This window comes from Crossiella sp. S99.2 (assembly GCF_023094165.1).
GTDB lineage: Bacteria > Actinomycetota > Actinomycetes > Mycobacteriales > Pseudonocardiaceae > Crossiella.
Genome location: NZ_JALMDK010000018.1, coordinates 81,215 through 106,065 on the forward strand (window position 1 = coordinate 81,215; position 24,851 = coordinate 106,065).

Below are 24,851 nucleotides of genomic sequence, written 5' to 3' on the forward strand. Positions count from 1 at the left end.
CCCGGTCCAGGTGTGCCTGCGCGGCTTCGAGGTCCCTGGCCTGGCGGGCGGTGTGGGCCAGGCCGGTCTCGGCCAGGATCTCGCCGCGGGTGCAGGCGCGTTCCACCGAGATGGTGCAGGAGCTGGGCCTGGCCCTCGGGGTGGCCGTGCTGGGCAGCCTGGCCGCCGTGGCCGCCGGTGCGGGCATCGTGTTGCTGGCGGTGCTGGCCGCGGTGGTGCTGCGGCACATCGGGCGGCTGGGCAGCTCCGGCTACGCCGCGACCGGCGATGGCGGGCGCCGTCCGCAGCCTGATTGAGGTTGTGCCGGCGAGCCCCGTCCGCACCGGGGCTCGCCGGGAACCGGTCACTTCGGTTCGAGCACGAACACCGGGATCTGCCGGTCGGTCTTCTCCTGGTACTCCGCGTAGGCGGGGTAGGCCGCGACCGCCCGCTCCCACCACTCGGCCCGTTCCGCGCCGTCGACCTCGCGGGCCTGGTAGTCCTTGGTCACGGTCCCGTCCTGCAACGGGAACTCCGGGTGTGCCTTGAGGTTGTGGTACCAGGTCGGGTGTTCGGGGGCGCCGCCCTTGGAGGCCACGACCGCGTACCGGCCGTGGTGCTCCACCCGCATCACCGGGGTGTAGCGCAGCTTGCCGGACTTCGCGCCGCGCAGCGTCAGCAACACGATGGGCGAGCCCAGCACCTCGATCCCCTCGGTGGTCCCGGTGTCCAGGATCCGCTTGGTCTGGTCCTGGACCCAGTCGGTCGGACTGAACTCGACGTTCTGCTCTGCCATGTCCACGATCAACGCCCGGCCTCCGGCCCCCATTCCCCGTACCGCCCGTCCGGGTGACAGACGATCCGCCACCGGCGCTCAGCCGACCGGGAGCACCGCCGTGAGCAGCGGCAACGTGGTGGGCTGGGCCGAGCCACCCGCGGGCTCCACGGTCAGCCCGATCCGCTCCCCCGGCGCGACCCCATGTGCGACAAGGGTTTTGCCCGCCCCCAACAGCCCGGCCGACCGCGCCCCCGCGACCCCGATGACCCACGCCTGATAGCCGCGCCCCGCCGCCGGAGCGGGCAGGCCACTGGCGAGCAGGACCACCGCCGCGCGCGCCGGGGAGTGCACCACCGACAGCGTGCCGCCGCCCGGCGCGGTGGCACTGAGCACCCGGGCGTCCTGGGCGGCCAGCAGCGCGGCGGCCTCGGCGGAGAACTCCTGCGCGGCGACCTGACCGGCCACCTGGTCACCGGGCGCGGTGCTCTGCACGCCCAGCAGCAGCACCGCGAGTACCGCCGCCGCGGCCGCGATCAGCACCCGGCGGGAGCGGCGGATTTCCGGTGCGGGCAGCGGGGTCGCGGGCGGGAACTGGGTGGTGCGGGCGGCCGCGGTCAGCACCCGGGCCCGCAGCCCTGGCGGCGGGGGTTCGGCCAGGGCCTCGGCGAACAGGGCGGCGGTCGCGGTGAACTCGGCCACCTCCAGCACGCAGCTCGGGCAGTCCCGCAGGTGCCGGTCGTAGTCGGCGTGCTCGGCCGGGGAGAGCGCACCGGCGACAAAAGCGCCGGTCAGCGCGTGCGCGTCGGCTGCGGGTTTCATCAGGTCACTCCCAGGCAGTCGCGGAGCCGGATCATGGCGTCCCGCAGGCGCCGTCGCACCGTGGGCACGGGCAGGTTCAGCAGTGCCGCGATCTGCGCGCAGTCCCGCCCCTGGTAGTAGGCCAGGACCAGGCAGTCGCGCTGTTCCCGGGTGAGCCCGGCCAGCTGGCGGCGGAGCTGATGCCTGCGCAGGCTCGCGCCACCGGATTCCGGTTGCGGCGCCTCGGGTTCCGCGACCGCCGCCGGTCTTGGCCGCGGCACCGGAGTGCCGGTGCGCAGGTGCTGCACGGCGGCCTGATGCGCGCGGGCCACGATCCAGGCCAGCGCGCTCCCCCGGTCCGGGTCGAACCCGGCCGCCTCTCGCCAGGCGGCCAGTAACACCGCCTCGGTGAGGGTCGCCGAACTCGTCTCATCCCGGACGAGCTGGCGAACGATGCCCCAGACGGGGCCGATCACCGCGTCGTAGAACCCGGCGAAAGCGGCGCGGTCACCACGGGCGGCCAGCACCAGCAGTTCCTCGGCCGTGGCCGGGGCGGCCTGGCCGGACTGGGTGGCACGCAGGCGGACGGGCTCCGGCATGACGACTGGCTCCCACTTCCGATCGGTGGACGAACACCCTCTTGTTCGCACACCGGAGCACTCCGGTTCAGCCCCGTTTTTGGCCCGTCGTCCCCGCTCAGTCCAGGCAGAACTCGTTGCCCTCCGGATCGGTCATCACGATGTGCCCCGCCCCCATCGGCGGTTCCGGGTCGTGCCGGAGCACCCGCGTCCCGCCCAGCTCGACCAGCCGCGCGCACTCGGCCTCCAGCGCCGCCATCCGCTCCGCACCCTGCAACCCGGGCGCCGCCCGCACATCCAGGTGCACCCGGTTCTTCGCGACCTTTCCTTCGGGCACCTGTTGAAAGAAAACCCGTGGTCCGCGCCCGTCCGGGTCCTCGATGGCCGAGCGGGTGTTGCGGTGCTCCGGCGGCACCCCCAGTCCGGCCAGGAAGTCGTCCCAGGCGGCCAGCGCATCGGCGCCCGCGGGCAGCTCGACGCCGGGCGGGGCCGGGTGCACGTAGCCCAGCGCCGCCCGCCAGAAGATCGACAGCGCCTTGGGGTCGTGCGCGTCGAAGGTGAACTGGACCTCGCGGCTCATCGGGTGGCTCCGTTCGTGTGCAGGTACAGGTCGCGCAGCAGGCTGACCTCGGACAGGTGGTGGATCAGTTCGCGGTGGATGTGCAGCACCAGATCGGCCATGGCCAGCTCCGGGTAGGGCTCCTTGTCGCCGACCGGCACCCGGAGCCCCTCCGCGCCCAGGCCACGCACCCCAGCCAGCCAGAGGTCCAGCTGGGTGTCGAGCTGGTCGAGCGCGGTGGCGGCGTCCCCGGCGTACTCCCAGGTGTCATAGGCGGCCGCCGGGGCGCCGAAGTGCGCGGCGTTGCGCATGGCGAGCACGCCGACGATGACGTGGCCCAGGCGCCAGGCGATGGTGCTGAACGGCGCGGGCACCGGTGCGGGGTAGGCGTAGTCGATGACAAAGTCGCCGCCGCCGACCGCCAGCGGCGTGATCGCGGCGCCGCGCGGCCGCACGCTCCAGGCGTCCGGGACCGGCGACCAGAAGTACTCCTCGTCGGTCAGGCCGTCAAGCCGGGCGCGCACCTGGTGGTTCCAGTGGAACTCCCACTGCTCACGCAACCGCTGGTTCCAGTCGAGTTCGTCCATGGCACCACCCTGACATCCCTAGCGGACAGTATCGGTCCGCTATCTCTGGCAGGCTGCCCGATATGGACCTGACGGGTGACGCGGAGCGGGGCACCACCGAGCGGGTGCTCACCCTGCTCGGCCTGCTGCAACAGCGCCCGGTCTGGACCGGCCCGGAACTGGCCGGACGACTGGGCGTCACCGCGCGCACGGTGCGGCGTGATGTCGAGCGGCTGCGCGCGCTCGGCTACCCGGTGCAGGCCAGCCAGGGCGTCGGCGGCGGCTACCAGCTCGGCCCCGGCCAGGACATGCCGCCGCTGCTGCTGGACGACGCGGAGGCGATCGCCACCGCGGTCTCGCTGCTGGCCGGTGCGGGCGGCGCGGTCGCCGGCGCGGGCGAGGCCGCGTTGCGCGCACTGTCCAAACTGGACCGGGTGCTGCCCACCCGGCTGCGCGCCGAGGTGCGGGCGCTGGCCGACTCGGTGGTCTCTTTCGACGGCGGCCGCACACCGGTGGACGCCGAGGCACTGCTGACCCTGGCCAGGGCCTGCCGCGATGAGGTGGAGGCCGGTTTTGACTACCCGTCCCACGGCGAGGTGCGCAGGCGGCGGGTCGAGCCCTACCGCTTGGTCGCCTCCGACCGGCACTGGTACCTGCTCGCCTACGACCTGGACCGGGACGGCTGGCGCAGTTTCCGGGTCGACCGGATGGCCGAGGTGGCCGCGCGGGCCTGGCGGTTCCGCCCGCGCCCGGTGCCCGACGCCGCGACCTACGTGCAGGAGGGCGTGGCCAGCCGGGTCTACCCGCACCAGGCCCGCTTCCTGGTGCACGCCCCGGCCGAGCTGGTGCGCACCCAGATCCCGGCCGCGGCGGCGGTCGTCCGGCCACACGAGGACAACCGCTGCGAGGTGCTCAGCGGCGGCGTCAACCTGGACGGGGTGCTGATGCACGTGCTGCTGCTGGGCCACGACTTCCAGGTGCTCGACCCACCCGAACTCGGGCAGCGCGCCCGCGAACTGGCCGAGCGGCTGCGCGCGGCGTCAGGATAGGTACGCGGGCAGGCCGAACCGGGTCAGGTCGGCGGTGAGGAAGGAGGTCACCTCGGCCACCCGATCACCTTGCAGGGTAAGGATATCCAGGCCACCAGGCCGGTACTGACTGGCGGCCTCCTCCCACATGTACGTGCCGAAGGCGAGCTGTCCGTTGGCCGCGGCCGGCAGGAACCGCCAGCCGTAGCGCAGCGGGCCGTCGAGCAGGAAGGCGCGGATCGCGTCCCGGCCGCGGTACCACTCGGGCAGCGGCGGCATCGAGTAGCGCGCGTCCTCGGCCAGCATGGCCACGATCGCCTCGACATCGCCGAGCTGCCATGCCTCGGTCCAGCGGGCCGCGAGCGCGGCGACCGAGTCCTCCCCCAGCTCGCGCAGCACGGTCTGCTGGGTCGGCGCGGCCGAGTCGATCACCTTGCGGGCCCGTTGCAGCGCGCTGTTCACCGAGGCCACCGAGCTGTCCAGCTGACCGGCCACCTCCGCGGCGGAGAAACCGAGCACCTCCCGCAGGATCAGCACCGCCCGCTGGGTCGCGGTCAGGTGCTGCAACGCGGCCACAAAGGCCAGTTCCACGCCCTCGCGGGCCAGGTAATCCTGCTCGGGCGAGGGGTAGGGCTCCAGCCAGCTGACCTCGGTGGCGGACGTGGCCGGGTCCAGATCCACCGGCAGTTCCCGGCGGCCCCGGCGTTCGATCATGGTGAGACACCGGTTGGTCGCGATCTTGTACAGCCAGGCGCGCACGAACCCGCGGTCGTCCAGGTTGCCCAGTCCGCGCCAGGCCCGCACGAGTGACTCCTGCACCGCGTCCTCGGCGTCGTGCAGTGAGCCGAGCATCCGGTAGCAGTGCGCCAGCAACTCGCCCCGGTAGGGCAGGACCAGCGCCTCGAACGCGTCGGCGTCGCCGCGGCGGGCGGCGGTGAGCAGGTCGGCTGGCGCGGTCACCTGCCCATCTTGCAAGGAAGTTCGCGCCACCGCGATGAGTTCCGGCGTTTCCCCGGGTTCCACCGGTACCAGTCACTACTCAGGAGGACCCGAGATGACCGACGAAGCGCAGATCCGCGACCTCATCCAGCGCTGGGCCACCGCGGTGCACGCCGCCGACCTGCCCGCCGTGCTGGCCGACCACGCACCCGGCATCGTCATGTTCGACGTGCCCCCGCCCGAGCAGGGCGTGCGCGGCCTGGACGCCTACCGGGACAGCTGGCCCGGCTTCTTCCAGTGGCAGTCCGGCGGCGCGCTCTTCGAGATCGAATCCCTGGAGGTCACCGCGGGCGCCGAGGTCGCCTTCGCCTTCGCCCTGCTGCGCTGCGGCACCCCCGCCGACTTCGAGCGCGACCCGGACCGCAGACTGCGCCTGACCCTCGGCCTGACCAAGACCGGCGACCGGTGGAGCGTCACCCACGAACACCACTCCTTCACCGACCCGAGCACCCTGCCGGAGATCGCCGCCACCGAGGTCCGGGCCGTGCACGAGCAGTGGTCCGCGCAGACCGCGGCCAAGGACCTGGACGGCCTGATGGCTGCCATCGCCCCGGACATCGTGTCCTACGAACACGCAGGCCCACTGGAGTACGTCGGCATCGACGCGGTCCGCGAGGTGTGCCGCCACGGCCTGGAATCCTCGCCGGAGCGGATCACCTTCGACACCCCCGATCTCACCGTGCGGGTGGACGGCGATCTGGCTGTGTCGTGGGGAATCGACCGGATCGTCACCGACGGCGTAGAGGATCGCTCGCGCGGCACCCGGGTCTTCCAGCGCCGCGACGGCGGCTGGCAGCTGATCCACCAGCACCTGTCCCATCCGGAGAAGTAGAAACACTCAGGACAAGGCCGCGCGGGCACGGTTGGCTACCCGGGTGCGTACCCACCGCCTTGTGCCCGCGCTCGGCCTGATCCTGGTCCTGACCGCCTGCGCCCACCCCGGCGACACCGAAACCGACCGGCAGGCCGGGACCCTGGCGACCGCGATCAGCTACCCGAGACAGTCGGACGCGGCAGGGTTCGCGCGGGCGGCACTGGCCACCAACCTGGGCAAGTCGGCGGACTTCGCGGTGCTGGTGGCCCGGGAGGTGCCACACGGGCTGGACACGAACGAGCAGACCGCCCACCTGGTGATCCGGATCCACCGGGACGCCCAGGAACCCAGCGGAATTCTCGGCAGCCGCAAGCCCGCGCTGGACGCCTGCTACGAGATGAACTTCAACTACTACGGGATCATCGGCGAGCCGGACCGGACCGCCTGCCCGAAGGTCGCCACCCCGTACACCCCGCCGCCACTGCCGGTCTTCTGGCAGGTCCCACCCGACGCGGACGAGAAGCTCACGGCGTTGCTGCGTGGGCTGCCCGCCGCGCCGGGACAGGCGGAGGTGCTGGCCACCGTACGCACGGAAATCGGCTTGCCGCAACCGGATCCGGCCGACGCCGCACCGCGGCAGGGCGCGCTGGTGAAGGTGCTGGGCGCCGATGTCGCGGTGGCGGTGTGGGCGGGGCGCGGCGAGTCGATGGACTGCATCAGGGTGGTGCGCAAAGCCGGGGAGCTGCGCACCCACGGGATGTCCTGGCGGGAGAAGCGGACGGGCGAGGGCAACCCGGGCTGCCACCCGGATACCGTGCTGCCCGGCTGACCACACACCGTCCACTGTGGACTGTCAGAAGTCGGCGAACTCCTCCACCAGTTCCGCGCCAGCCTCGACGTCCGGGCTGAGCTGGCGGTCGGTCATGCTCGGGTTCAGCCGCGCCGCCGCCAGCTCGTAGGCCCGGCGCAGCGGCGTGCCCGGCGCGGGCGCCAGCTCGCGCATCCGCAACGCCCGGACCGCCGCGACCAGTTCGCAGGCCAGCACCAGCCGGAAGGAGGCCAGGGTTTCCAGGGACTGGCGGGCGGACTGGAAGGCGAAGCTGGAGTGCTCCTCGGTGCCCCTGGACACCACCGCGTTGCCCAGGCTGGCCAGTTCGGCCAGGGTGCGCATGTCGGCCAGGGCGGAGTTGGCGCCGTACTCCAGGATCATCACGCCCGAGCTGCCGCTGGCGCCGTCGGCCAGGAACGGGCGTAGGCCGGTGAACTTGGGTTCGACCAGGCTGGCCAGGCGGGCGGTGGAGAGCTGGCCGGTGTGCAGCAGGGACAGCCGCAGCCGGTCCAGGGCCTGGCCGAGGTGGGCGCAGTGGAAGCCGCCGTGGTGGTAGACCACGTCGTTCTCCGCGTCGATCAACGGGTTCTCCGCGGCGGCGTTGATCTCCACACCCAGCACCTTGCCCAGGTCGGCGGCGGCGTCCAGCGCGGGTCCGTGCACCTGCGGGTAGCAGCGGTAGCCGAAGGGGTCCTGGATCCGGGCGGCCGGGCGCAGCGGGTCGCCGAGCAGCCTGCGTAGTTCGGCCGCGGTCTGGACCTGGCCGGGGTGCGGGCGGGCCGCGTGCACCCGTTCGGCCAGGGGCTCGTGCGAGGCGTCCACGGCCAGGAAGGACAGCGCGGTCACCACGTGTGTGGCCGAGAGCAGCCGGTGCGCCTCGTGCCAGGCCAGCGCGGCAATGCCGATGGTGAGCGCGTTGCTGCTCATCAGCGCGAGGGCGTCACCGGAGTCCAGGGTGATCGGTTCGGGGGCCGGGCCTTCGCCGAGCCAGGGGCGTTCGCCGATCAGGGTCAGGCCGGTCTCGGCCAGCGCGGTCAGGTCGCCGGTGCCGATGGCGCCGAACTCGTGCACCGCGGGGAACAGCCGGGAGTTGAGCGCGGCCGCGAGCGCCTCGGCCACCGCCGGGCGCAGGCCCGCGCCGCCGGCGAGCAGCTGGTTGACCCGCACCGCGAGCATCGCGCGCACCTGTTCCTCGGTGAGCAGCCCGCCCAGACCGCCGGCGTGACTGCGCAACAGCCGCAAACCGTGCTCCGGCAGGCTTTCCGCGTCCACGACCTCCATTCGGTTGGCGCCGACGCCGGTGGTGCGGCCGTACACCGGGCGGTGCAGCACGACCCGCTGGACGGCCTGCCAGGACGCTTCGAGGCGCTGCCTGCCGACCTCGTCCAGCAGCACCGGGACGTGCCCGCGGGCCACCCGCACCACCTCGGCGGCGGTGGTGGACCACCCGGTGAGCACCACGGGATCAACGGCGGCGGTCGGCGCGGCGGAAACGTCCAGGTGCATGGTCCGGCCTTTCTGGGCGTGCGAGGGCTCCACGTCTCCCGCCGTTTCCTGGTTGTGAACTTTTGTGGACGGTCTCTTGACTTCGGTTGACGCACCACAGAGCCTGCATGAACGCATTCACGATTAACAAGAGGTGAATCGTCTTGATCAGTTTCGCGGCTGTGAACAAAAAGTTCGCCGACGGCACCACCGCGGTGCGCGAACTCGACCTGGACGTGCCCGAAGGCCGGCTCACGGTGCTCGTCGGCTCGTCTGGGTGCGGCAAGACCACCACCCTCCGCATGATCAACCGGATGATCGAGGCGACCAGCGGCGAAGTGCTCGTCGGTGGCCGTGACGTGCGGAAACTCAAGGCCTCGGCGCTGCGCAAGGGCATCGGCTACGTGATCCAGCAGTCCGGGTTGTTCCCGCACCGCACCATCGCGGACAACATCGCCACCGTGCCCCGGCTGCTCGGCTGGGATCGTGGCCGGATCCGGGACCGGGTGGCCGAACTGCTCGACACCGTCGGACTGGCCCAGGAACTCGGGCCGAAGTATCCGCATCAGCTCTCCGGCGGTCAGCAACAGCGGGTCGGCGTGGCCAGGGCACTCGCCGCCGATCCGCCGATCCTCCTGATGGACGAACCATTCGGCGCAGTAGATCCGGTGGTCCGCACGCTTTTGCAGGACGAACTCCTGCGACTCCAGGCGGAATTACGCAAGACAATCGTGTTCGTCACCCATGACATCGACGAGGCGGTCAAACTCGGCGACCGCATCGCGGTCTTCCGCACCGGCGGCCACCTGGTGCAGTTCGCCAGCCCAGCCGAGCTGCTCGCCCGGCCCGCGGACGAGTTCGTCACCGACTTCCTGGGCGCCGAACGCGGCCTGAAACTGCTCACCCTGACCACCCTGGCCGAGGTCCCGGTCGAGCCGGTGCCCACCGCGACCGCGTCCAGCACGATCGCCGAGGCCCGCCGCGCCACCGACGGCTGGCTGCTGCTGATCACCGGCCAGGGCAAGCCGCTGGGCTGGCTGCACACCGACCGGCTGCCCACCACCGGCACGCTGGCCGAAGCCGACCCGATCCCGGTCACCGGACTCACCGCCGAAGACACCCTGCTGGCCGCACTGGACGCCACCGTGTCCTCCCCCGCCGGGCTCGCGGTGCGCGTCGACGCGGACGGCCTGGTCGCCGGGGTGTCCAGCCAGCAACGGATCAACGAACGCGCCGCGCGGTTCCGGGCCCAGGTGGTCACACCGTGAAATGGTCCTGGATCCCCGACCACGCGAGCGAACTGGCGCTGACCACCCTGGAGCACAGCGCGATCGCCGCCATCTCCGTCCTTTGTGGACTCATGCTGGCCCTGCCGCTGGGCGTGCTGGCCGTGCGCCTGCCGGTGCTCAAGGGCGTCGCGCTCGGCATCTCCGGGGTGCTGTTCACCATTCCCTCGCTGGCGCTGTTCATCCTGCTGCTGCCGCTGACCGGGCTCAGCTACCTCACCGCGGTGATCGGCCTGACCACCTACACACTGGTTGTGTTGGTGCGCAACACGGTCGAGGGCCTGGCCACCGTCCCGCACCACGTCCGCGAGGCCGCCCGCGCGATGGGGTACGGCGGCCTGCGCACCCTGCTCACCGTCGAACTGCCACTCGCTCTGCCGGTGATCATGGCAGGCGTCCGGGTGGCGACGGTGATGGCGATCAGCCTGGTCAGCGTGGCCGGGTTCATCGGGCACGGCGCGCTCGGCCAGCTGTTCATCGACGGGTTCCAGCGCGATTTCGCGGTGCCGGTCATCGCGGGCGTGGCACTCACCCTGCTGCTGGCGCTGATCGCCGATCTGGCCCTGGTCGGCCTGCAGCACATGCTCACCCCGTGGACCAGGAGAGGACGGTAGGCATGGGTCAGTTCATCGCCGAGGTACTCGGCTGGTTCGCCGACAGCGCCCGCTGGTCCGGCCCGGAAGGCATCCTGGCGCGGCTGTTCGAGCACCTCCAGTACTCGCTGCTGTCCACCCTGGTCGCGGTGCTGATCGCGTTGCCGATCGGCCTGCTGATCGGCCACACCGGCAAGGGCGCCTTCCTGGCCATCAACCTGAGCAGCTTCGGCCGCGCCCTGCCCACCGTGGGCGTGGTGATCCTGGTGTTCCTGATCAGCGGCCTGAACCTGTGGCCGGTGTACGTGGCCCTGGTGGTCCTCGCCATCCCGGTGATCGTCACCAACACCTACGCCGGCATGGCCGCGGTCGACCACGACGTGCGTGACGCCGCCCGCGGCACCGGCCTCAACGGCTGGCAGGTGCTCTGCCAGATCGAACTGCCGCTGGCCGTACCACTGATCATGACCGGCGTACGGCTGGCCGTGGTGCAGGTGGTGGCCACCGCGACCATCGCCGCCTACATCAGCTTCGGCGGTTTCGGCCGCTACGTCTTCGACGGCTTCGCCCAGAACGACCTGCCCCAGGTCTTTGGCGGCGCCCTGCTGATCGCGGTGCTGGCCATCGCGCTCGACCTGGTCCTCAGTGGACTGCAACGGGTGCTCACCCCACGCGGATCGTTGCTGCGCAACCGAAGGAGCGAATCATGAAGCGCCGACTGGCCACAGCGGCGATCCTGGCCTGCCTGAGTCTGGCCATGACCGCCTGCGCGGGCGGCCTGACCTCCCTGGACCCCAAACGCAACCCGATGGGCAAATCCGGCGGCCTGGTGGTGGGCACGGCCAACTTCAGCGAGAACGTCATCCTCGGCCACCTGTACGCGGGAGCGTTGCGGGCCAAGGGAATCACCGCCACGGTCAAGCAGAACCTGGGCTCCCGCGAGATCATCGTGCCCGCGCTCAAACAGGGCGACATCGACGTGCTGCCCGAGTACCAGGGCAGCCTGCTCCAGTTCCTGGACAAGAACGCCCGCCAGAGCGCCGCCGAGGACGTCCAGCAGGCACTGGAAAGGACCGTGCCCCAGGGCGTCAAGGTGCTGCCCTACGCCGCCGCGGAGAACAAGGACGTCTACGTCGTCACCCGCGAAACCGCGGACCGCTACGGCCTCAAAACCCTGGAAGACCTGCGCACGCACGCCAAGGACCTGATCTTCGGCGGCCCCGCCGAGGACAAGACCCGGTACGTCGGCCTGGTCGGGCTGAAGGAGTTGTACGGCGCGGAGTTCAAGGACTTCAAGGCCCTCGACACCGGCGGCCCGCTCACCAGGGGCGCACTGCGCGGCGGCGACATCCAGGTGGCCAACCTGTTCAGCACCGACGTGACGATCACCAACAACAACTGGGTGATCCTGGACGACCCGAAGAAACTCGTGCCAGCCCAACACATCGTGCCCTTGGTCAACGAGGCCAAGGCCAGCACCACCGTCACCGAAGCCCTCGCCGCGCTCAACACCAAACTCACCACCGAGGAACTCAGTAAGCTCGACGCCAAGGTGGACAACGACAAGGAAGACCCGGACCGCGTCGCCAAGGCCTGGCTCGAACAGCACGGACTCGGCTCCCAGTAAGGAATTGAGAGCGCGATGGACTCGACCGGACTGCGGCAGCTGCTGGGCGGGCGGCGCTTGTCCCCCGCCCAGCGGCGCATCGCCCGGTACCTGCTGGACCACCCGCACGAAGCGGCCTTCCTGGGCACCGTGGACCTGGCCGAACGGGTCGGCGTCAGCCAGGCATCGGTGACCCGCTTCGCCTTCGCCCTCGGCTTCGACGCCTTCCCCGAATTCCGCGCCGCCCTCCGCGCCCTGGTCCTCACCAAACCGGCCAAACCCGCCCCCACCGAGGCCCTCAACGAGATCCAATTGCTGGTGGACACCGAAATCCGCAACCTGCACGCCCTACGCGACAGCCTCGCCGACCTGGGCCCCCTGCACCAGGCCGCCGCCGCCCTGGCCGCCTCCCGCCCCCTCCCGGTGATCGGCCAACGCGTCTCCGCCCCCCTGGCCCACCTCTTCGGCTACTTCGCCGCCAAAGTCCACCTCGACGTCCGCGTCCTGGACATCCCCGGCTCCCTACTCGAAGACGGCCTCACCCGAGCCGTCGACGCCGGCGCCACCTGCGTACTGGCCTTCGCCCTCCCCCGCTACCCCCGCGAAACCCTGTCCGCCCTGACCTGGGCCAAACAAGTCGGCCTGACCACCATCCTGGTCACCGACCAACCCATCACCCCCCTGACCGACCACGCCGACCTGGTCCTCACCGCCCCCGTCAGCTCCCAGTTCGCCTTCGACTCCCACGCCGCCTCCACCGCCCTGTGCGCAGCCCTCCTCCACGCCATGCTCGCCGCCCTACCCCCCACCCAGCAGGCCAGCCTGGAAGCCTTCGAACAGTCCGCAGCCCAACGCGAGGTCTTCCTAACCGACTAACCCCACCCCCAGCGTGTTGGCCGTTGTGGACGGCGAGTTGGGCCAACCCGTACGCCGGCTTTGCCCAAGCGGGCGTACCAGTTGGCCCAAGTGGTACGAGAGCGGGGCTCGAGCCCCGTGACGGGGTGGGGTTGGGGGTGAAAACCCCACGACGAGGGCTCTCGCGTGTTCTCCGTACGGCCTGGAGCATGCAGACCACACCTCACCGAGTGGCCCCTGCAACCTGCCGCCGCCAACACCGCCCAACGCGACCGGGGCCGCTCGGTGAGGTGTGGTTGGCTGGCGGACGGCCGTGCGGAGAACACGCGAGCCCTCGGAGCCACGCTGGATCCGACCCCGGCAGCCTGCCCAGCCCCGCAACCCGCTGGACCCGGCTCTTGATCTGCCCCACCCCTCCGGTGGTCTGCCCGGCCGGCGAGGCCATCCTTTTTTGATCTTAAAACCGAAGCTCAGGAGACGTTTGAAAAGCCACCCCTGCCACCGGTTTCGGGCTTCGCCCGCCTGCTCTCGGCAGTCACCGCCTGGACCGTCCACAACGGCCAAGACGCCGCCCATAACGGCCAAAACACCGTACGACAACGGCCAACACGCCGTCCGGAACGGCCAACACGGTGCGGGTTACCCGGCGCTGGTTAGTCGGCGCTGGTTAGTCGGCGGCTAGTTTGACGCCGAGGCCGATGAAGATGCCGCCGGTGGCCATGTCGATGCGGCGCTTGGCTGCGCGGCGGGTGCGCAGCCAGCCGCCGATCCGGCCGGCGAGCACGCCGACCGTGCCGTCCACCAGGAACTCCAGCACGATCAGCACCGCGCCCAGGATGGCGAACTGCAGCCACACCTGGCCCAGGGCGGGGTTGATGAACTGGGGCAGGAAGGCGATGGTGAAGGTGACCATCTTCGGGTTGATCAGGTTGGTGAACAGGCCGTTGAGGAAGGCTTTGCGCGCGGTCATGCCGCCGCCGGACTGCACCTCGTCCGGGCTTTCCTGACCGCGGTTGCGGATCATCTGCACGCCGAGGTAGACCAGGTAGACAGCACCCGCGATGCGCACCACGGTGAACGCGGTCGGTGCGGCCTCGAACAGCGCGGCCAGGCCGACGGCCGCGAGGGCGACGTGCACCGCCTCGCTCACCGCCACCCCTGCGGTGGCGAACAGGCCGGCGCGGGGGCCGCCCTTGATGCCGCAACCGAGTACGAACAGCATGTCCGGCCCGGGGGTCAGCATGGCGACCATCGTCGCCAGCGTGAACAACGCGAGAAGATGCAGGTCGATCGGCATTTCCGGATACTCGCACAGCCTGCCGACAAGACGCCTGGGACTTTTCGACAGTCGGCAGGATCCGGGCCGCGCCGACCCCGGCCGCCGATCGTGCGCGGCGGCCGGGGACGGCGGTGGCTACCTCAGCTGCCCGTGCAGCGCGTGGGCTGGAAGTCCACGTGCTCCAAGGCCGAGCTGCCATTGACGTCCGCGCCCGGCCAGGCCGCGTTCGGGTCAGCCAGGTCGACCGTGCGCACCTCGGTCAGTTTCAGCGGCGGCTGGAACTTGCCGAGCACCGGCAGGGCCAGGGTCAGTTTCCGCAGGCCCTCCGCTGGCGCGTTGGCCTCGACCTGCTTGCCCGCCAGGCTGGTGTGGGTCACCCCGAAGGCGTCGAAGTACGGCCGGAAGTCGTACCCGGTGATCCGGGACAGCTGCACCAGCAGGAAATCGTTGCCGATCATCTCGCCCACGTTCTTCCCGCCATAGGCCGGGGCTCCCGAGTACGGGAACAGCGAGAGGCCCAGGTCGGACCGGCGCGCGTGCCACTTCGCCTCATCGTCCGCCCAGGCGGTGAAGGTGCGGGCCGCGCCGTAGAGCGCGGTGTAGATGTCGGGGCCGCTGTCCAGCTTCGTGCCGTTGGCCATTGTCTTGCCCTCCAACAGGATGGGCAGGGTCAGGTAGAAGGTCAGCCGGGTGTGGCGGTTGGTGTAGGTGCCCTCCTCGCCCCAGACCGCGTCGGTGAGGGCGCTCTTGGCCGTCGCTGAGGCCGGATAGGACTTGGCGACCTTGCACTCGGCGTCGTAGACCACCCGCTTGCCGTCCTTCATCACGTTGCCCATCGCCGAGCGGTGGCTGGCGAACAGCGTGACGAAGCCGTCCTCGGAGTACCAGGTCAGCGGGTCGTCGACCTTGCCGTCACCGCGGGCGGGGCGCACCTTGCGGGCGAAGTTCCACAGCACGAAGTGGGTGAAGATGTCGTTGGAGGTCTCGCCGGAGCGAGGGACGTAGTTGGTCCAGGTGTCGATCTTGCCGGGCTGGCTGCCCGCGCCGGTGTCCGCCCAGCCGATGTTGAGCTGGTGGCGTTGCAGGTTGTGGCCGAGTTCGTGGTTCATGCCGGGGCTGACCGGGTAGACGGCGCCGTCACCGCCCATGTCGATCGGGTTTCCGGAGCACAGGTTGCCGCACATCGTGTACAGGTCGTAGTTGACGTGCTGGATTCGCTTGCGGGAGTTGATTTCCGGGTCCAGGCACGGCCACTTGTAGGTCGCGCAGATCGCCTGCACCGGCTTCGGCACGGTTTCTTCGAGCTTGGCGCCCATGACCTTCAGCCCGGCCAGCCGCATTTCCTGGTTGTACCAGGAGTCGCGGATCTCCAGCAGGAACTTCCGCACCCCGCTCGGTCCGGTGTAGAAGGTGGTCAGGCCCATGTCGGTGAGACCGGCGGCCTCGAAGGTCTTGCGGACCCGGGACACCGGGGCGTGCAACTGGAAGCCGTCACCCACCAGGTCGGTGTAGTAAGCCTTGGTGGTGGCGATCTCCTTGGCGTAGCGGTCCAGCTGGCCCAGGTCGTTCATGTCCAGCACCGCCGGGTGCTGGCCCATCCCCGCGAAGGCCACGTTCACCCCGATGCCGGACTTCTTGCCAGTGCCGTCCATCCGGATGTACAGCGGTCCGCCGTAGGGCGAGCTGATCGTCACCGCCTTGTTCGGCGGCAGCCGCACCCAGTCGGTGGCCAGGAACTGCGGCCGGGTGTACTTGGACACGCCGTTCTCGACCTCGCCGGTGCGGGTGTTCACCCGGGTCGGGAAGGCCCGCACATAGACCGGGATGTTCGGATCGTTGGTCAGGGTGAGCGTGCCCGCGCGGCCGGGAATGAGGTCGAAACGGGTCGCGGTCCACTCGTCCAGATCGGTGGCGGTGAAGGTCATCGATCGGTCGGTCTGGGCCGGGAAGTTCGGCTCCGGACAGGTGCCCTGGGCGACCTGGACCGGGCTAATGCACCAGGCGGTGCCGAGGTCATTCGCCTTTCTGTTGCCCGGCCAGGCGGTGAGCACGAACCAGTCGGCGAACAGCGCCTGGGTGATCCGCTTCGGGTCCTGCTGGTCGATCGGGTAGTCGATCGCCACCACGTTGTCGCCGGGCTGGGAACCCTGGGCGCCGGTGCGCTGCTTGTCCGCGAGCAGGGCAAGCACCCGCATGGTCTCGTTCTGGTCGTTGACCCTGGGCGGCGCGAAGACGTTGTGCGCCAAGGCGTTCAGCCCGGCCACGGCCGCCTTCAGCCGGGTGATGGCGCCCATGAAGGCGGCGGATCCCGGCGTTGGACTGTCCACACAGGACGTCAGGTAGCTGCCGTGCAAGGAGTAGTCGGTGATGCATTTGCTGTAGTCGGCCAGTGCCAGCGGATTTCCGTTGAGCCGCCGGGCGATCTCGGTGGCGTCCCTGGCGAACTGGTCGTCGGTCACCTTGGCCGGCGCCTGCGCGGACTTGGGCGACTGCCGGATCAGGTTGCGCTGGAAGTAGTTCGAGCCGGTCTCCGGGTTGCCCAGATCCCGCATCAGCAGGTTGCTGGTCGACTCGCCCGCGCTGGTCTCGCCGAAGACCAGCAGCGGGATCCCGGAGCTGTAGGCCCCGGCGATCTGGGCGCGCAGCACGGGATCGTCGGTGCCGCTGGTGTCGCCGACGAACAGCGCGGCCGCGCCAGTCAGGCACGGATTCGCGGTGCCGGGCTTGAAATCGCAGGCCCCGTAGGCGGAATTGCCGCCGTTGACGATCAGCTTGGGGAAGTTCTTGGCCAGGAACTCCTTCATCGGCTTCTCGCGGGAGGAGGCGGTGTTGGCGATGACGATCTTGCCGGTGAGTTCGCCCGCCGCAGTGCCCGGTTTGCCCAGCAGCCAGGCGGTGGTGCTCAGCACGAGCGGGACCATCCCGGCCTCGTCCATCGGGATGTTCGGCCCGCTCAGCGAGGTGTTCACAAACGGGTTGCCCGCGAAGTAGGCCAGTCTGGTCTCGCTGAGCGAGGAGCTGCCGACCGCGGCCAGCACCCGGTTGGGCGAGTCACTGCTGCCCCCGTTGTGCGTGCCGGTCAGCAACGGCTGCAGGTACGGCGAGAGCTGGCGGATCTGGCCCGCGTTGGGGCCGGGGGTGAAGGTGACGACCGCGCCGTCCGGGATGATCTCGTACGGCAGCGACTGCCGCTTGCCGAGGGCCTTGGGCAGGTGGGCCAGGAGTTCCTGCTGGGTGACCAGCTTGGGGTCGCCGGTGGCCAGCGCCCGCGCCATCCGGTCCCCGTCGGCCGGCTTGGTCACCTTGACCGACCGCGAACCCTTGACCCCCTGATAGAGGGCGGTGATGGCGGTCGTGCCCGGACCCACCCCGGTGACAACGCCCTTGTCCACGGTCGCGACCGCGCGGTCGCCGGTGGTCCACTGCGCGAGGGCGCTGATGTCGGTCCGGGTGCCGTCGGGGCGGACCGCGGTCGCGGCGAGTTCCACCTTCTGGCCGACGGTGAGCGGGACCGGGGCCACAGCCCCGTCGATCTGCACCGGGGGCTGCTGCGCGGCCTCGCTGACGAGCAGCTGTTCCCCCGAGGTGCCCGCCGCCGCGGCCGGGTCACCGGCCGTGCCACACCAGCCCAGTAGCACGGCCACCAGTCCGAGCGCGCCCAGCGCCACCCGGTGATTGCGTCTGTCCACGTGATCTCGCCCTTCATCCCCGGACGGCGGATTCACCACCACGATCGACGTTAGGGGCGGCTCAGCAGGTTTGGCGCGGCGAGAAAGGGGGTAAGGGGGTCACTCAATCGGTACCTGGGTACCGGGCACCCAGCGTGAGTACGCCGGTCGGACGAAAAAGGCGGAATGGCCCGTCCAGGCGTGGACGGGCCATTCCGGTGGGGGTCTGATTCAGGCGCGCACGATGTACTGGCCCATACCACCACACCCGTTCGGGCTGGTCATGGTGATCACGTAACCAGGCGGGATCGGCGAACCGAGGCAGATCCACATGCCATTGCGCGGCAGTTCGATATAGCGGCCGGTGCCACCGCAGCCATTCGGACTCAGCATGCTGATGACGTAACCCGGCGGAATGGGCGAACCCAGACAGGTCCACATGCCATTGCGCGGGAGTTCGATGTACTGACCGGTGCCGCCGCAGCCATTCGCGCTGAGCATGCTGATGACATAGCCGTCCGGGAATGGCGAACCGAGGCAGATCCACTGCCCGTTGCGCGGGAGTTCGATGTAGCGGCCGGTGCCGCCGCACCCGTTCGGGCTGAGCATGGTGATCACGTACGGGGTGGGAATGGGTGAGCCCAGACAGGTCCACTGCCCGTTGCGGGCCGGTTCCAGGTACCAGGACACGCCGCCGCAGGCCGTGCTCAGCATGGTGATGACGTGACCGGCCGGAATCGGCGAGCCGCCGCAGACCCAGCCGGTGAACGCCACCCCGGCCGGCGCGGCCTTGATGACCTCGACCTTTTTGTCACCCGCCGCCGCGGGCGCGGTGTCGGTGGCGGCGGCGGGTCCGGCGGCGAGGGCGCCGCCGACCACGACCATGGCCGCAATGGCCGCGAGTTTTCCGACCGTTCTCGACCAGCGAGAGCGCGCGCGTGAATAACCGTTCACAGCATTCTCTCCTCAAAAAGCAAAGCCCCGAGAACTACATCCCGGCAAAGACGCGGCTTGGCCGATGACCACCGGCACTACTGACCGTATACGAACGGCCACCGGTCAGGAAATACTCCGAACCGCCCAATCGGACGGCGTACGATAACGGCGCGAACCGGAGCACGCATCGAATGGCAAGGTACTTTCGGGCAGTCCTGTGCCAGCGGGCGGGCCGGATGGGGGAAAGGACGAAGGTGACGGTCGAAACCAACGACCAGCGGCCGGCCAGGCTCAGGGACAACCGGGATTTCCGGCTGTGGTGGGGCGGCACGGTGCTCAGCGCGATCGGGGACGAGGTCACCGCGATCGCGTTGCCGCTGCTGGTGCTGCTGATGACCGGCTCGCCGCTGCACGCCGGGCTGGTGGGCAGTGTGGAGGCCATTCCGCCGCTGCTGCTGGCGCTGCCCGCGGGCGCGCTGGTGGACTGGATCTCCCGGCGCGGCCTGATGATCGGCTCCTCGGTGCTGAGCATGGTCTCGATCACCTCGATCCCGATCGCCTACCTGCTGGAGAGCCTGACCCTGCCGCAGCTCTACCTGGTGGCCATCGTCAACAGCGCCGCCGCCACCGTGTACCGCATCGCCAACACCGCCGCGCTGCCCCGGATCGTCGGTCAGCGCGAACTCGGTGCCGCCGCCGGGCAGAGCGAAATGATCTGGGGCATCGCCGCGATCATCGCCCCGCCCCTGGCCGGGCTGATGTTCGAGGTCACCGGGCCGAGTTCGCCGTTCCTGATCGACGCGATCTCGTTCCTGGCCATCGCGGTGTGCATCCTGGGCATCCGGGCCAGGCTCGGCCCGGACCGCACCCGGTCCGCGGAACCCGTGCGGTGGCGGGCGGAACTGACCGGCGGCGGCCGGATCGCGCTGAGCCTGCCGCTGCTGCGCGGCCTCACCATCCTCACCTCGATCGGCGATTTCCTCTTTGCAGGCATCGGCCTGCTGCTGATCGTGCTGGTGAAGAACAACGGCGCCGCGGGCATCGAGATCGGCGCCGTGTTCACCTTCGCCGCGGTGGCCAGCATCGCCGGCTCGCTGCTGGCCCCGAAACTGGAGGACCGGCTCGGCCTGCTGCCGACCGTGATCGGCAAGCACTGGCTCACCGCGGCGCTGTTCCCGTTGCTGCTGCTCGACTTGCCCGGCTGGGGCACCGCCCTGGTGTGGGGCGTGATCTGCCTGCAGATCGCGGTGCTCAACGTGATCCAGCTGAAGTACCTGATGGGCATCGTGCCGAATGAGCACCTGGGCAAGGTGGAGGGCTTCCTGACCTTCATCTCCGACACCGCGCAGCCACTGGGCTACGCGCTGACCGGTCTGCTGCTGGAGGCATTCGGCGTGCCGACCACCCTGCTGGTCTACGAAGTGGTGCTGGTGCTGCTGGCGATCTACGCCACCCTCACCCCGGAGCTGCGACCGAAAGCCTTGCGGGACAACGGTCCTAGCTAGCCGCGCCGAACCACCTCGGCAGGTGGTCGAGCAGGTCCCGCTGGTCCTCGCCGACCCAGGCCACGTGGCCGTCCGGGCGCAGCAGCACCGCGGGCGCGTCCAGTTCCTCGCTGACCTCCACCACGTGGTCGACCCGGTCCGCCCAGCCCGCCGCGGAGAGCCGCCCGGTCTGGTCCAGCAGTAGTCCGCGACCGGCGTGCAGCAGCGGATACAGGCGGCCCTGCTTCAGCTCGATATCGCGCAGCCGCCGCCCGAGCAGCTCGGGCCCGTCGCCGAAGTCGTACCGGATCCCGATCGCGATGACCTTCTCGATCAGGTGCCGGTTGACCTCCTCGAAGTCCATCAGCTCCGCCAGCAACCGGCGCACCGCCTGGGCGCCAGGGTCCGGGGACAGCAACTGCATCTGCGCGCGGGTGTTGTCCAGCACGTCCGCGGCCACCGGCCGGCGTTCGGCCTGGTAGCTGTCCAGCAGCCCGGCCGGGGCCCAGCCGTTGACCTCGGCGGCCAGTTTCCAGCCCAGGTTGAACGCGTCCTGCAGGCCCAGGTTGAGCCCCTGCCCACCGGTGGGCGGGTGCACGTGCGCGGCGTCGCCGGCCAGCAGCACCCGGCTGGTGCGGTAACTGTCGGCGAGCCGGGTCGAATCGCCGAAACGCGAGAGCCAGCGCGGCGAGTGCACACCGAAGTCGGTGCCCCCGAGCGCCACCAGCTGCCGCTTGAACTCGTCCAGGGTCGGTGGCACCGACCGGTCCTCGGTGACCCCGTCGGCGGGCACCAGCACCCGGAACACCCCGTCCCCCAACGGCATCGCGCCGAACCGGAACTGGGTCTTGCGGACCTCGGCCATCACCGCGGTCAGCGTCTCCGGCGAGGCGGTCAGCTCCATCTCACCCAGCAGCGTCTCCACCCGGGACGGCTCACCGGGGAAACCGACGCCGAGCAGCTTGCGCACCGTGCTCCGGCCACCGTCGCAGCCCACCAGGTACCGCGCACGCAACCGGCTGCCATCGGCCAGCTCGACGTGCACCCCGTCCGCGTCCTGACTCAGCCCGATCAGCTCGTTACCGCGCCGGATCTCCACTCCGGCTTCGAGCGCGTGCTCGGTCAGCAGCCGCACGGTGACCGGCTGCGGAATGCCGAGCACGTAGGCGTGCGCGCTGTCCAGCCGCGCCGGTGTGGGCTTGGTGATCCCTGCGAAGAACCCGCCGACCGGATGCTGCTTGCCCAGCGCCAGGAACGGTTCCAGCAGCCCACGCTGGTCCAGCAGTTCGATGCTGCGCGCGTGCAGGCCGAGCGAGCGCACCACCTTGGTCGGCGCCGGATCCTTCTCCAGCACCAGTGCCTGTACACCGTGCAACCGCAATTCACTCGCCAGCATCAGACCGGTCGGCCCGCAGCCGGCAATGATCACGTCAATCATGCGTCCCCCGATTCGCCAAGCTCGCATTTTCGCAGGTACTGGCTTCGGCCGCAGAGTGTGCAGCAGACAGGGGGCCTTGCCGCAAGGCCCCCTGTGCGTTATAAGTTGAAGTGGGCAAGGAGAGTTCTCCTTGCCCATTCTGCTTTTCCGGCCACTGTGGACGGTGGTGGGGGCGGCGCCGATACCGGGCGGCGCCGCCCCCACCAGCTCAGCCGGCGATCAGCCCGACGGTGATACCGCCGGTCGCCGCCCGGTCCCCGTCGATCACCACGGTGTAGTTGCCAGCACTCGGCAACGCCGGGATCGCGAGGTTCGTGGTGTCGGTCTTCAGCTTGCCGTCCAGGCCGGTCAACGGCTTGCCGTCCGGGCCGAGCACACTGACCCGGAAGTTCTTCGAGGGCTGGAAGTTGTTGCCCGCGAAGGTCAGCGCGAGCTTCTGCCCCGCCGTGCCCGCGAAGGACAGCGTGCCGTCCTGACCCACCCGCGGCAGCACCAGCGGCACCGCCGCGCCGCCTGCGGTGAGCGAGCCACCGTTGACCGCGGTGGACAGGGTCACCCGGACATCACCAGTGTTGGTGTTCTCATCGGTCGGGTCGAGCTGGATCTCGTAGGTCCCGGCCACCGGGAGCACGATGTCCTTGTCGTCGCGGCCGGCGTAGACCGAGCCGAAGCCGCCGCCGATCTCGGTTCCGTTGGGCTGGAACAACTTCACCCGGTACTGGCCGTTCAGCGTGGTGTCGGAGAAGCCCAGGCTGATCCGCTGGCCGGCGCTGCCCTGGAAAGTGGCGCGGGCGTTCTGGCCGGCCCGCTGCACCGGCAGCACCACCGTGTCGCTGAACTCGCCCTTGTTGAGGTCCGAGGACAGCACGAAGGTGCCGACGCCGGAGACCGCGCCCAGGTCCGCCAGGAACTCATAGGTTCCGGTGGCGGGGAAGGTGAAGTCCACATTGTTACGGGCGCCCATGTCCAGCAGCTTCTTGCCGGTCGGGTCGCGCAGCACCGCGATCAGGCCGGTGCCCCACGGGTGCAGCATGCCCAGGCCGGCCTTCTGCCCGGCGGTGGCGTTGATGGTGAAGCGCACGTTCTGACCAGGGCGGTCCACGCTGATCTCGGCGGGTTCGCCGTCGAGGGGCAGCACGCCACCGTTGACGTCCTCGGACACCCAGAGCGTGTAGGTGCCGGTGTTGGGCACCGGGTTGAACCACAGCGTGTAGTCGCCGTCGACCGGCAGCGCCTCGGGCATCTCCGCGTCCGCGCCGGGGGTCAGCTGCCAGCTCTTGCCGTTGGGGGCCACCACACTCAGCGACGGGATGGCCGCGCCCTGGGCGACATCGGTGATGCCGAAGCCCAGCTTCTGCCCGGTCTTGCCGGCGAAAACCAGCTTCTGCGCCTGGCCGAGCCGGGCCACGGTGAGCTGCTTGGGCGCGCCGCCGACCTCGACCCGGCCGGCGTCCACGCTCTGCGAGAGCGTCAGCACCAGCGAGCCGGGCTGCGAACCGACGGTGAGGCTGTCACTGACCAGGAACACCTGGTACCGGCCGGACACCTTGGCCTCGAAGGACAACGCGCTGGGCCGGGCGCTGAACGGCGTGGAGCTGAACAGCTGCCGGTCGTCCGGGCCGAAGATCGTCGCCATCACCTGGGCGCTGGCCGGGAAGTTCCAGTCGGTCGGGGTCAGGCTGTAGACCTGGCCAGCCTCGGCGTTGATGGTCAGCGCGACCTGGTACCAGGGGTCGTGGAAGGCGATGCTGGTGGCGGCCCCGGTGGGGCTGAGCACGCCGCCGTCCTTGATGTTCGGCTGGATCACGTTGATCTTGCCGACGCCGGTGTCCGTGGTCGGGTCGATCACCAGCGAGTAGGTGCCGGTCACCGGCAGCGGCGGCAGCAGGTACTGGCCGCCCTCCTTGGCGAAGTTCTTCTCCACCCGGAAGCCGTCGACGAGCAGCTGCTTGCCGTTGGGCAGGTACGGCTTGACGTCGAAACGCGAGTTCAGCGTGCTCTTGTCGAAGCCGAAGCTGACCCGCTGGCCCGCGGTGCCGCTGAACCGGATCAGGCCGATCTTCTTGCCCGCGTTGATGTCCACCAGCTGGCCCTTGGAGTCGGGCAGGATGCCGCTGGTGTAGGCGATGTCGGCGAACTTGTACCGCTCGGGCGCGATGACGAAGTCCTCCGCGCTGCTGGCGGAGCCGTCCGGGGTGCTCACCTGGATCTTGCCCGCGCCGGTGCCCGCCGGGACGAGCGCGGTCAGGCTGGTGTCCGTGACGCCGGTGACGGTCGCGGTGACGCCGTTGATGCTCACCTTGGCCGCGGCCGCGTCGGTGCCGAAGCCGCTGCCGGAAACGGTGAAGCCGGCGCCCGCGTCACCGCCGATCGGGCTGAACCCGGTCACCGCGGGCGCGGCGGCGGCCAGCGCCACCCCTGGCGCCAGGCTTGCGATCACGGTGAAGGCGGCGGCCAGGGAAACAACCCCGGTCAGTCGCTTACGCACGGAATTCCCTTCGTTCTCACTCATAGGTGAAGACCTCGGTCTTCAGGTCGCAGGTGGCGATATAGCCGCCGAGTCCGGTGCAGCCCTCGGGCAGCCGGTACCACCAATACTTGGTGCCATCCGGGTCCATGATCAGCTCCACTCGGGACTGGGAGCGGACATAGTGCTGACTACCCGGACGCGGGCCGTAGAAGGTGGCCTTGCTCTCCACCGGTCCGTTGAACACCGGACCGCCCTTGGGCGCGGCGTGTTCCAGCTGGCCCTTGCCGGAGTACATCTTGGCCTGGATTTCCGACAGCGGGTTGGGGCCGGGTCCGCAGTTGAAGTTGGCGTAGTAGTTGATCGCGGCCACCCCGCCGGCCGGGGTGGCGCCGTGGTTCCAGTGGCACTCGAACAGCGGCGGATCGTCCTTGGTTCCCGCAGTTCCAGGCTTGATCGCGATGGCCACGAACTCGCCGGCGGCGATCTTGGCCGGAGCTGGTGCCGCCACGGCGGGGGCCGACACCACTCCGGCGGCGGTGATCGCCGCGGCCGCCAGGAAACCGGCCTTTATCCTGAATGACATGAGTTCTCCTGATGACGTGAACAGAACTCGATACACATAATCAGACGCAGCACAAATAGCCCTACAATAAATGCCTCCCCCAGGATGGGGCCGCGCACTCGCCACTGCCGCGAAGGGGCCCAGCCGGGAACGTTAGCAACTGACCGACCGACTGTAAACTGATTCAGTTTTTTCTTGCCGGGGATTCAACGGTGGCTTAAACCGGCACGAAAGGAGCATGGCGCGAAAAGGCGGGCGGCA

23 protein-coding genes are annotated in these 24,851 nt (G+C 70.0%); 10 read left to right on the forward strand and 13 right to left on the reverse strand.

What is annotated here, in order from left to right:
• The first annotated feature begins 89 nt into the window (after window positions 1–89).
• The gene (locus tag MZC64_RS42355; RefSeq protein ID WP_247765133.1) at window positions 90–296 is read left to right on the forward strand and encodes a hypothetical protein; all 207 of its coding nucleotides are present in this window, start codon (window positions 90–92) and stop codon (window positions 294–296) included.
• A gap of 47 nt (window positions 297–343) precedes the next feature.
• Here the strand turns inward: MZC64_RS42355 and MZC64_RS42360 are convergent, their stop codons facing one another.
• The 5 genes from MZC64_RS42360 to MZC64_RS42380 form a co-directional block, all read right to left on the reverse strand.
• On the reverse strand, window positions 344–775 hold the full coding sequence (locus MZC64_RS42360) for a nitroreductase family deazaflavin-dependent oxidoreductase (protein WP_247765134.1): 432 nt from the start codon (window positions 773–775) through the stop codon (window positions 344–346).
• Window positions 776–853: 78 nt separating this feature from the next.
• Window positions 854–1,576 (reverse strand): anti-sigma factor, encoded by a 723-nt coding sequence (locus MZC64_RS42365; RefSeq protein WP_247765135.1) that lies wholly within the window; start codon window positions 1,574–1,576, stop codon window positions 854–856.
• Window positions 1,576–2,154, reverse strand: coding sequence for a sigma-70 family RNA polymerase sigma factor (locus MZC64_RS42370; protein WP_247765136.1), 579 nt, complete (start codon window positions 2,152–2,154; stop codon window positions 1,576–1,578). Before MZC64_RS42370 ends, MZC64_RS42365 begins: the two co-directional genes overlap by 1 nt.
• Before the next feature lie 97 nt (window positions 2,155–2,251).
• Window positions 2,252–2,713 carry a VOC family protein gene (locus tag MZC64_RS42375; RefSeq protein WP_247765137.1) on the reverse strand — a complete coding sequence of 154 codons (462 nt, stop codon included), beginning with the start codon at window positions 2,711–2,713 and terminating at the stop codon, window positions 2,252–2,254.
• Complete coding sequence (locus MZC64_RS42380; RefSeq protein WP_247765138.1) at window positions 2,710–3,279, reverse strand: DinB family protein; 570 nt, start codon at window positions 3,277–3,279, stop codon at window positions 2,710–2,712. The genes MZC64_RS42375 and MZC64_RS42380 overlap by 4 nt, the downstream gene beginning before the upstream one ends.
• 62 nt (window positions 3,280–3,341) lie before the next feature.
• Here MZC64_RS42380 and MZC64_RS42385 point away from each other — a divergent pair, with 62 nt between their 5' ends.
• Window positions 3,342–4,307: a YafY family protein gene (locus MZC64_RS42385; protein ID WP_247765139.1), complete on the forward strand. Its 966-nt coding sequence runs from the start codon at window positions 3,342–3,344 to the stop codon at window positions 4,305–4,307.
• Here the strand turns inward: MZC64_RS42385 and MZC64_RS42390 are convergent.
• A complete protein-coding gene (locus MZC64_RS42390) occupies window positions 4,299–5,246 on the reverse strand; it encodes a sigma-70 family RNA polymerase sigma factor (RefSeq protein WP_247765140.1) in 948 nt (315 codons plus the stop codon). The genes MZC64_RS42385 and MZC64_RS42390 overlap by 9 nt on opposite strands.
• A gap of 94 nt (window positions 5,247–5,340) precedes the next feature.
• On the opposite strand from MZC64_RS42390, the gene MZC64_RS42395 reads away from it, so the two are divergent.
• Both MZC64_RS42395 and MZC64_RS42400 read left to right on the forward strand, forming a co-directional pair.
• On the forward strand, window positions 5,341–6,117 hold the full coding sequence (locus tag MZC64_RS42395; RefSeq protein ID WP_247765141.1) for a nuclear transport factor 2 family protein: 777 nt from the start codon (window positions 5,341–5,343) through the stop codon (window positions 6,115–6,117).
• A 43-nt stretch (window positions 6,118–6,160) separates the two neighbouring features.
• A complete protein-coding gene (locus tag MZC64_RS42400) occupies window positions 6,161–6,928 on the forward strand; it encodes a hypothetical protein (protein WP_247765142.1) in 768 nt (255 codons plus the stop codon).
• Between the two features lie 24 nt (window positions 6,929–6,952).
• On the opposite strand, the gene MZC64_RS42405 is transcribed toward MZC64_RS42400, so the two are convergent.
• A complete protein-coding gene (locus MZC64_RS42405) occupies window positions 6,953–8,434 on the reverse strand; it encodes an aromatic amino acid ammonia-lyase (protein ID WP_247765143.1) in 1,482 nt (493 codons plus the stop codon).
• Window positions 8,435–8,595: 161 nt separating this feature from the next.
• Here MZC64_RS42405 and MZC64_RS42410 point away from each other — a divergent pair, with 161 nt between their 5' ends.
• Genes MZC64_RS42410 through MZC64_RS48400 form a run of 5 tightly spaced genes read left to right on the forward strand, consistent with a single transcriptional unit; the run spans window position 8,596 to window position 12,774 of the window.
• Window positions 8,596–9,681, forward strand: coding sequence for an ABC transporter ATP-binding protein (locus tag MZC64_RS42410; protein WP_247765144.1), 1,086 nt, complete (start codon window positions 8,596–8,598; stop codon window positions 9,679–9,681).
• Complete coding sequence (locus MZC64_RS42415) at window positions 9,678–10,313, forward strand: ABC transporter permease (RefSeq protein WP_247765145.1); 636 nt, start codon at window positions 9,678–9,680, stop codon at window positions 10,311–10,313. Before MZC64_RS42410 ends, MZC64_RS42415 begins: the two co-directional genes overlap by 4 nt.
• Window positions 10,314–10,315: 2 nt before the next feature.
• Window positions 10,316–11,002, forward strand: coding sequence for an ABC transporter permease (locus MZC64_RS42420; RefSeq protein WP_247765146.1), 687 nt, complete (start codon window positions 10,316–10,318; stop codon window positions 11,000–11,002).
• Window positions 10,999–11,919 (forward strand): ABC transporter substrate-binding protein, encoded by a 921-nt coding sequence (locus MZC64_RS42425; protein ID WP_247765147.1) that lies wholly within the window; start codon window positions 10,999–11,001, stop codon window positions 11,917–11,919. Before MZC64_RS42420 ends, MZC64_RS42425 begins: the two co-directional genes overlap by 4 nt.
• A gap of 15 nt (window positions 11,920–11,934) precedes the next feature.
• Window positions 11,935–12,774: a MurR/RpiR family transcriptional regulator gene (locus MZC64_RS48400; RefSeq protein WP_282106774.1), complete on the forward strand. Its 840-nt coding sequence runs from the start codon at window positions 11,935–11,937 to the stop codon at window positions 12,772–12,774.
• A gap of 646 nt (window positions 12,775–13,420) precedes the next feature.
• Here the strand turns inward: MZC64_RS48400 and MZC64_RS42440 are convergent.
• From MZC64_RS42440 to MZC64_RS42450, 3 genes are all read right to left on the reverse strand, one after another.
• Window positions 13,421–14,050 carry a LysE family translocator gene (locus tag MZC64_RS42440; RefSeq protein ID WP_247765148.1) on the reverse strand — a complete coding sequence of 210 codons (630 nt, stop codon included), beginning with the start codon at window positions 14,048–14,050 and terminating at the stop codon, window positions 13,421–13,423.
• A gap of 122 nt (window positions 14,051–14,172) precedes the next feature.
• A complete protein-coding gene (locus MZC64_RS42445) occupies window positions 14,173–17,721 on the reverse strand; it encodes an ImpA family metalloprotease (protein ID WP_247765149.1) in 3,549 nt (1,182 codons plus the stop codon).
• Between the two features lie 210 nt (window positions 17,722–17,931).
• Complete coding sequence (locus MZC64_RS42450; protein ID WP_247765150.1) at window positions 17,932–18,654, reverse strand: hypothetical protein; 723 nt, start codon at window positions 18,652–18,654, stop codon at window positions 17,932–17,934.
• Between the two features lie 236 nt (window positions 18,655–18,890).
• Between MZC64_RS42450 and MZC64_RS42455 the strand changes: the two genes are divergently transcribed.
• Entirely contained in the window at window positions 18,891–20,141 is a 1,251-nt protein-coding gene (locus tag MZC64_RS42455) for an MFS transporter (protein WP_247765151.1), read from the forward strand.
• On the opposite strand, the gene rox is transcribed toward MZC64_RS42455, so the two are convergent.
• The 3 genes from rox to MZC64_RS42470 all read right to left on the reverse strand — a co-directional run bounded on the left by rox (window position 20,134) and on the right by MZC64_RS42470 (window position 24,611).
• Window positions 20,134–21,558 carry a rifampin monooxygenase gene (gene rox, locus MZC64_RS42460; protein ID WP_247765152.1) on the reverse strand — a complete coding sequence of 475 codons (1,425 nt, stop codon included), beginning with the start codon at window positions 21,556–21,558 and terminating at the stop codon, window positions 20,134–20,136. The two genes, MZC64_RS42455 and rox, sit on opposite strands and share 8 nt — an antisense overlap.
• Before the next feature lie 208 nt (window positions 21,559–21,766).
• Entirely contained in the window at window positions 21,767–24,070 is a 2,304-nt protein-coding gene (locus tag MZC64_RS42465; RefSeq protein WP_247765153.1) for an IPT/TIG domain-containing protein, read from the reverse strand.
• Window positions 24,063–24,611 (reverse strand): hypothetical protein, encoded by a 549-nt coding sequence (locus MZC64_RS42470; protein ID WP_247765154.1) that lies wholly within the window; start codon window positions 24,609–24,611, stop codon window positions 24,063–24,065. Before MZC64_RS42470 ends, MZC64_RS42465 begins: the two co-directional genes overlap by 8 nt.
• Window positions 24,612–24,851 lie beyond the last annotated feature (240 nt).

Bases quoted from the DNA above. Each gene is read 5' to 3' on its own strand.
- MZC64_RS42360 (WP_247765134.1), bottom strand. From the start codon at position 775: ATGGCAGAGCAGAACGTCGAGTTCAGTCCGACCGACTGGGTCCAGGAC.
- MZC64_RS42365 (WP_247765135.1), bottom strand. From the start codon at position 1,576: ATGAAACCCGCAGCCGACGCGCACGCGCTGACCGGCGCTTTTGTCGCC.
- MZC64_RS42370 (WP_247765136.1), bottom strand. From the start codon at position 2,154: ATGCCGGAGCCCGTCCGCCTGCGTGCCACCCAGTCCGGCCAGGCCGCC.
- MZC64_RS42375 (WP_247765137.1), bottom strand. From the start codon at position 2,713: ATGAGCCGCGAGGTCCAGTTCACCTTCGACGCGCACGACCCCAAGGCG.
- MZC64_RS42380 (WP_247765138.1), bottom strand. From the start codon at position 3,279: ATGGACGAACTCGACTGGAACCAGCGGTTGCGTGAGCAGTGGGAGTTC.
- MZC64_RS42385 (WP_247765139.1), top strand. From the start codon at position 3,342: ATGGACCTGACGGGTGACGCGGAGCGGGGCACCACCGAGCGGGTGCTC.
- MZC64_RS42395 (WP_247765141.1), top strand. From the start codon at position 5,341: ATGACCGACGAAGCGCAGATCCGCGACCTCATCCAGCGCTGGGCCACC.
- MZC64_RS42405 (WP_247765143.1), bottom strand. From the start codon at position 8,434: ATGCACCTGGACGTTTCCGCCGCGCCGACCGCCGCCGTTGATCCCGTG.
- MZC64_RS42420 (WP_247765146.1), top strand. From the start codon at position 10,316: ATGGGTCAGTTCATCGCCGAGGTACTCGGCTGGTTCGCCGACAGCGCC.
- MZC64_RS42425 (WP_247765147.1), top strand. From the start codon at position 10,999: ATGAAGCGCCGACTGGCCACAGCGGCGATCCTGGCCTGCCTGAGTCTG.
- MZC64_RS48400 (WP_282106774.1), top strand. From the start codon at position 11,935: ATGGACTCGACCGGACTGCGGCAGCTGCTGGGCGGGCGGCGCTTGTCC.
- MZC64_RS42440 (WP_247765148.1), bottom strand. From the start codon at position 14,050: ATGCCGATCGACCTGCATCTTCTCGCGTTGTTCACGCTGGCGACGATG.
- rox (WP_247765152.1), bottom strand. From the start codon at position 21,558: ATGATTGACGTGATCATTGCCGGCTGCGGGCCGACCGGTCTGATGCTG.
- MZC64_RS42465 (WP_247765153.1), bottom strand. From the start codon at position 24,070: ATGAGTGAGAACGAAGGGAATTCCGTGCGTAAGCGACTGACCGGGGTT.
- MZC64_RS42470 (WP_247765154.1), bottom strand. From the start codon at position 24,611: ATGTCATTCAGGATAAAGGCCGGTTTCCTGGCGGCCGCGGCGATCACC.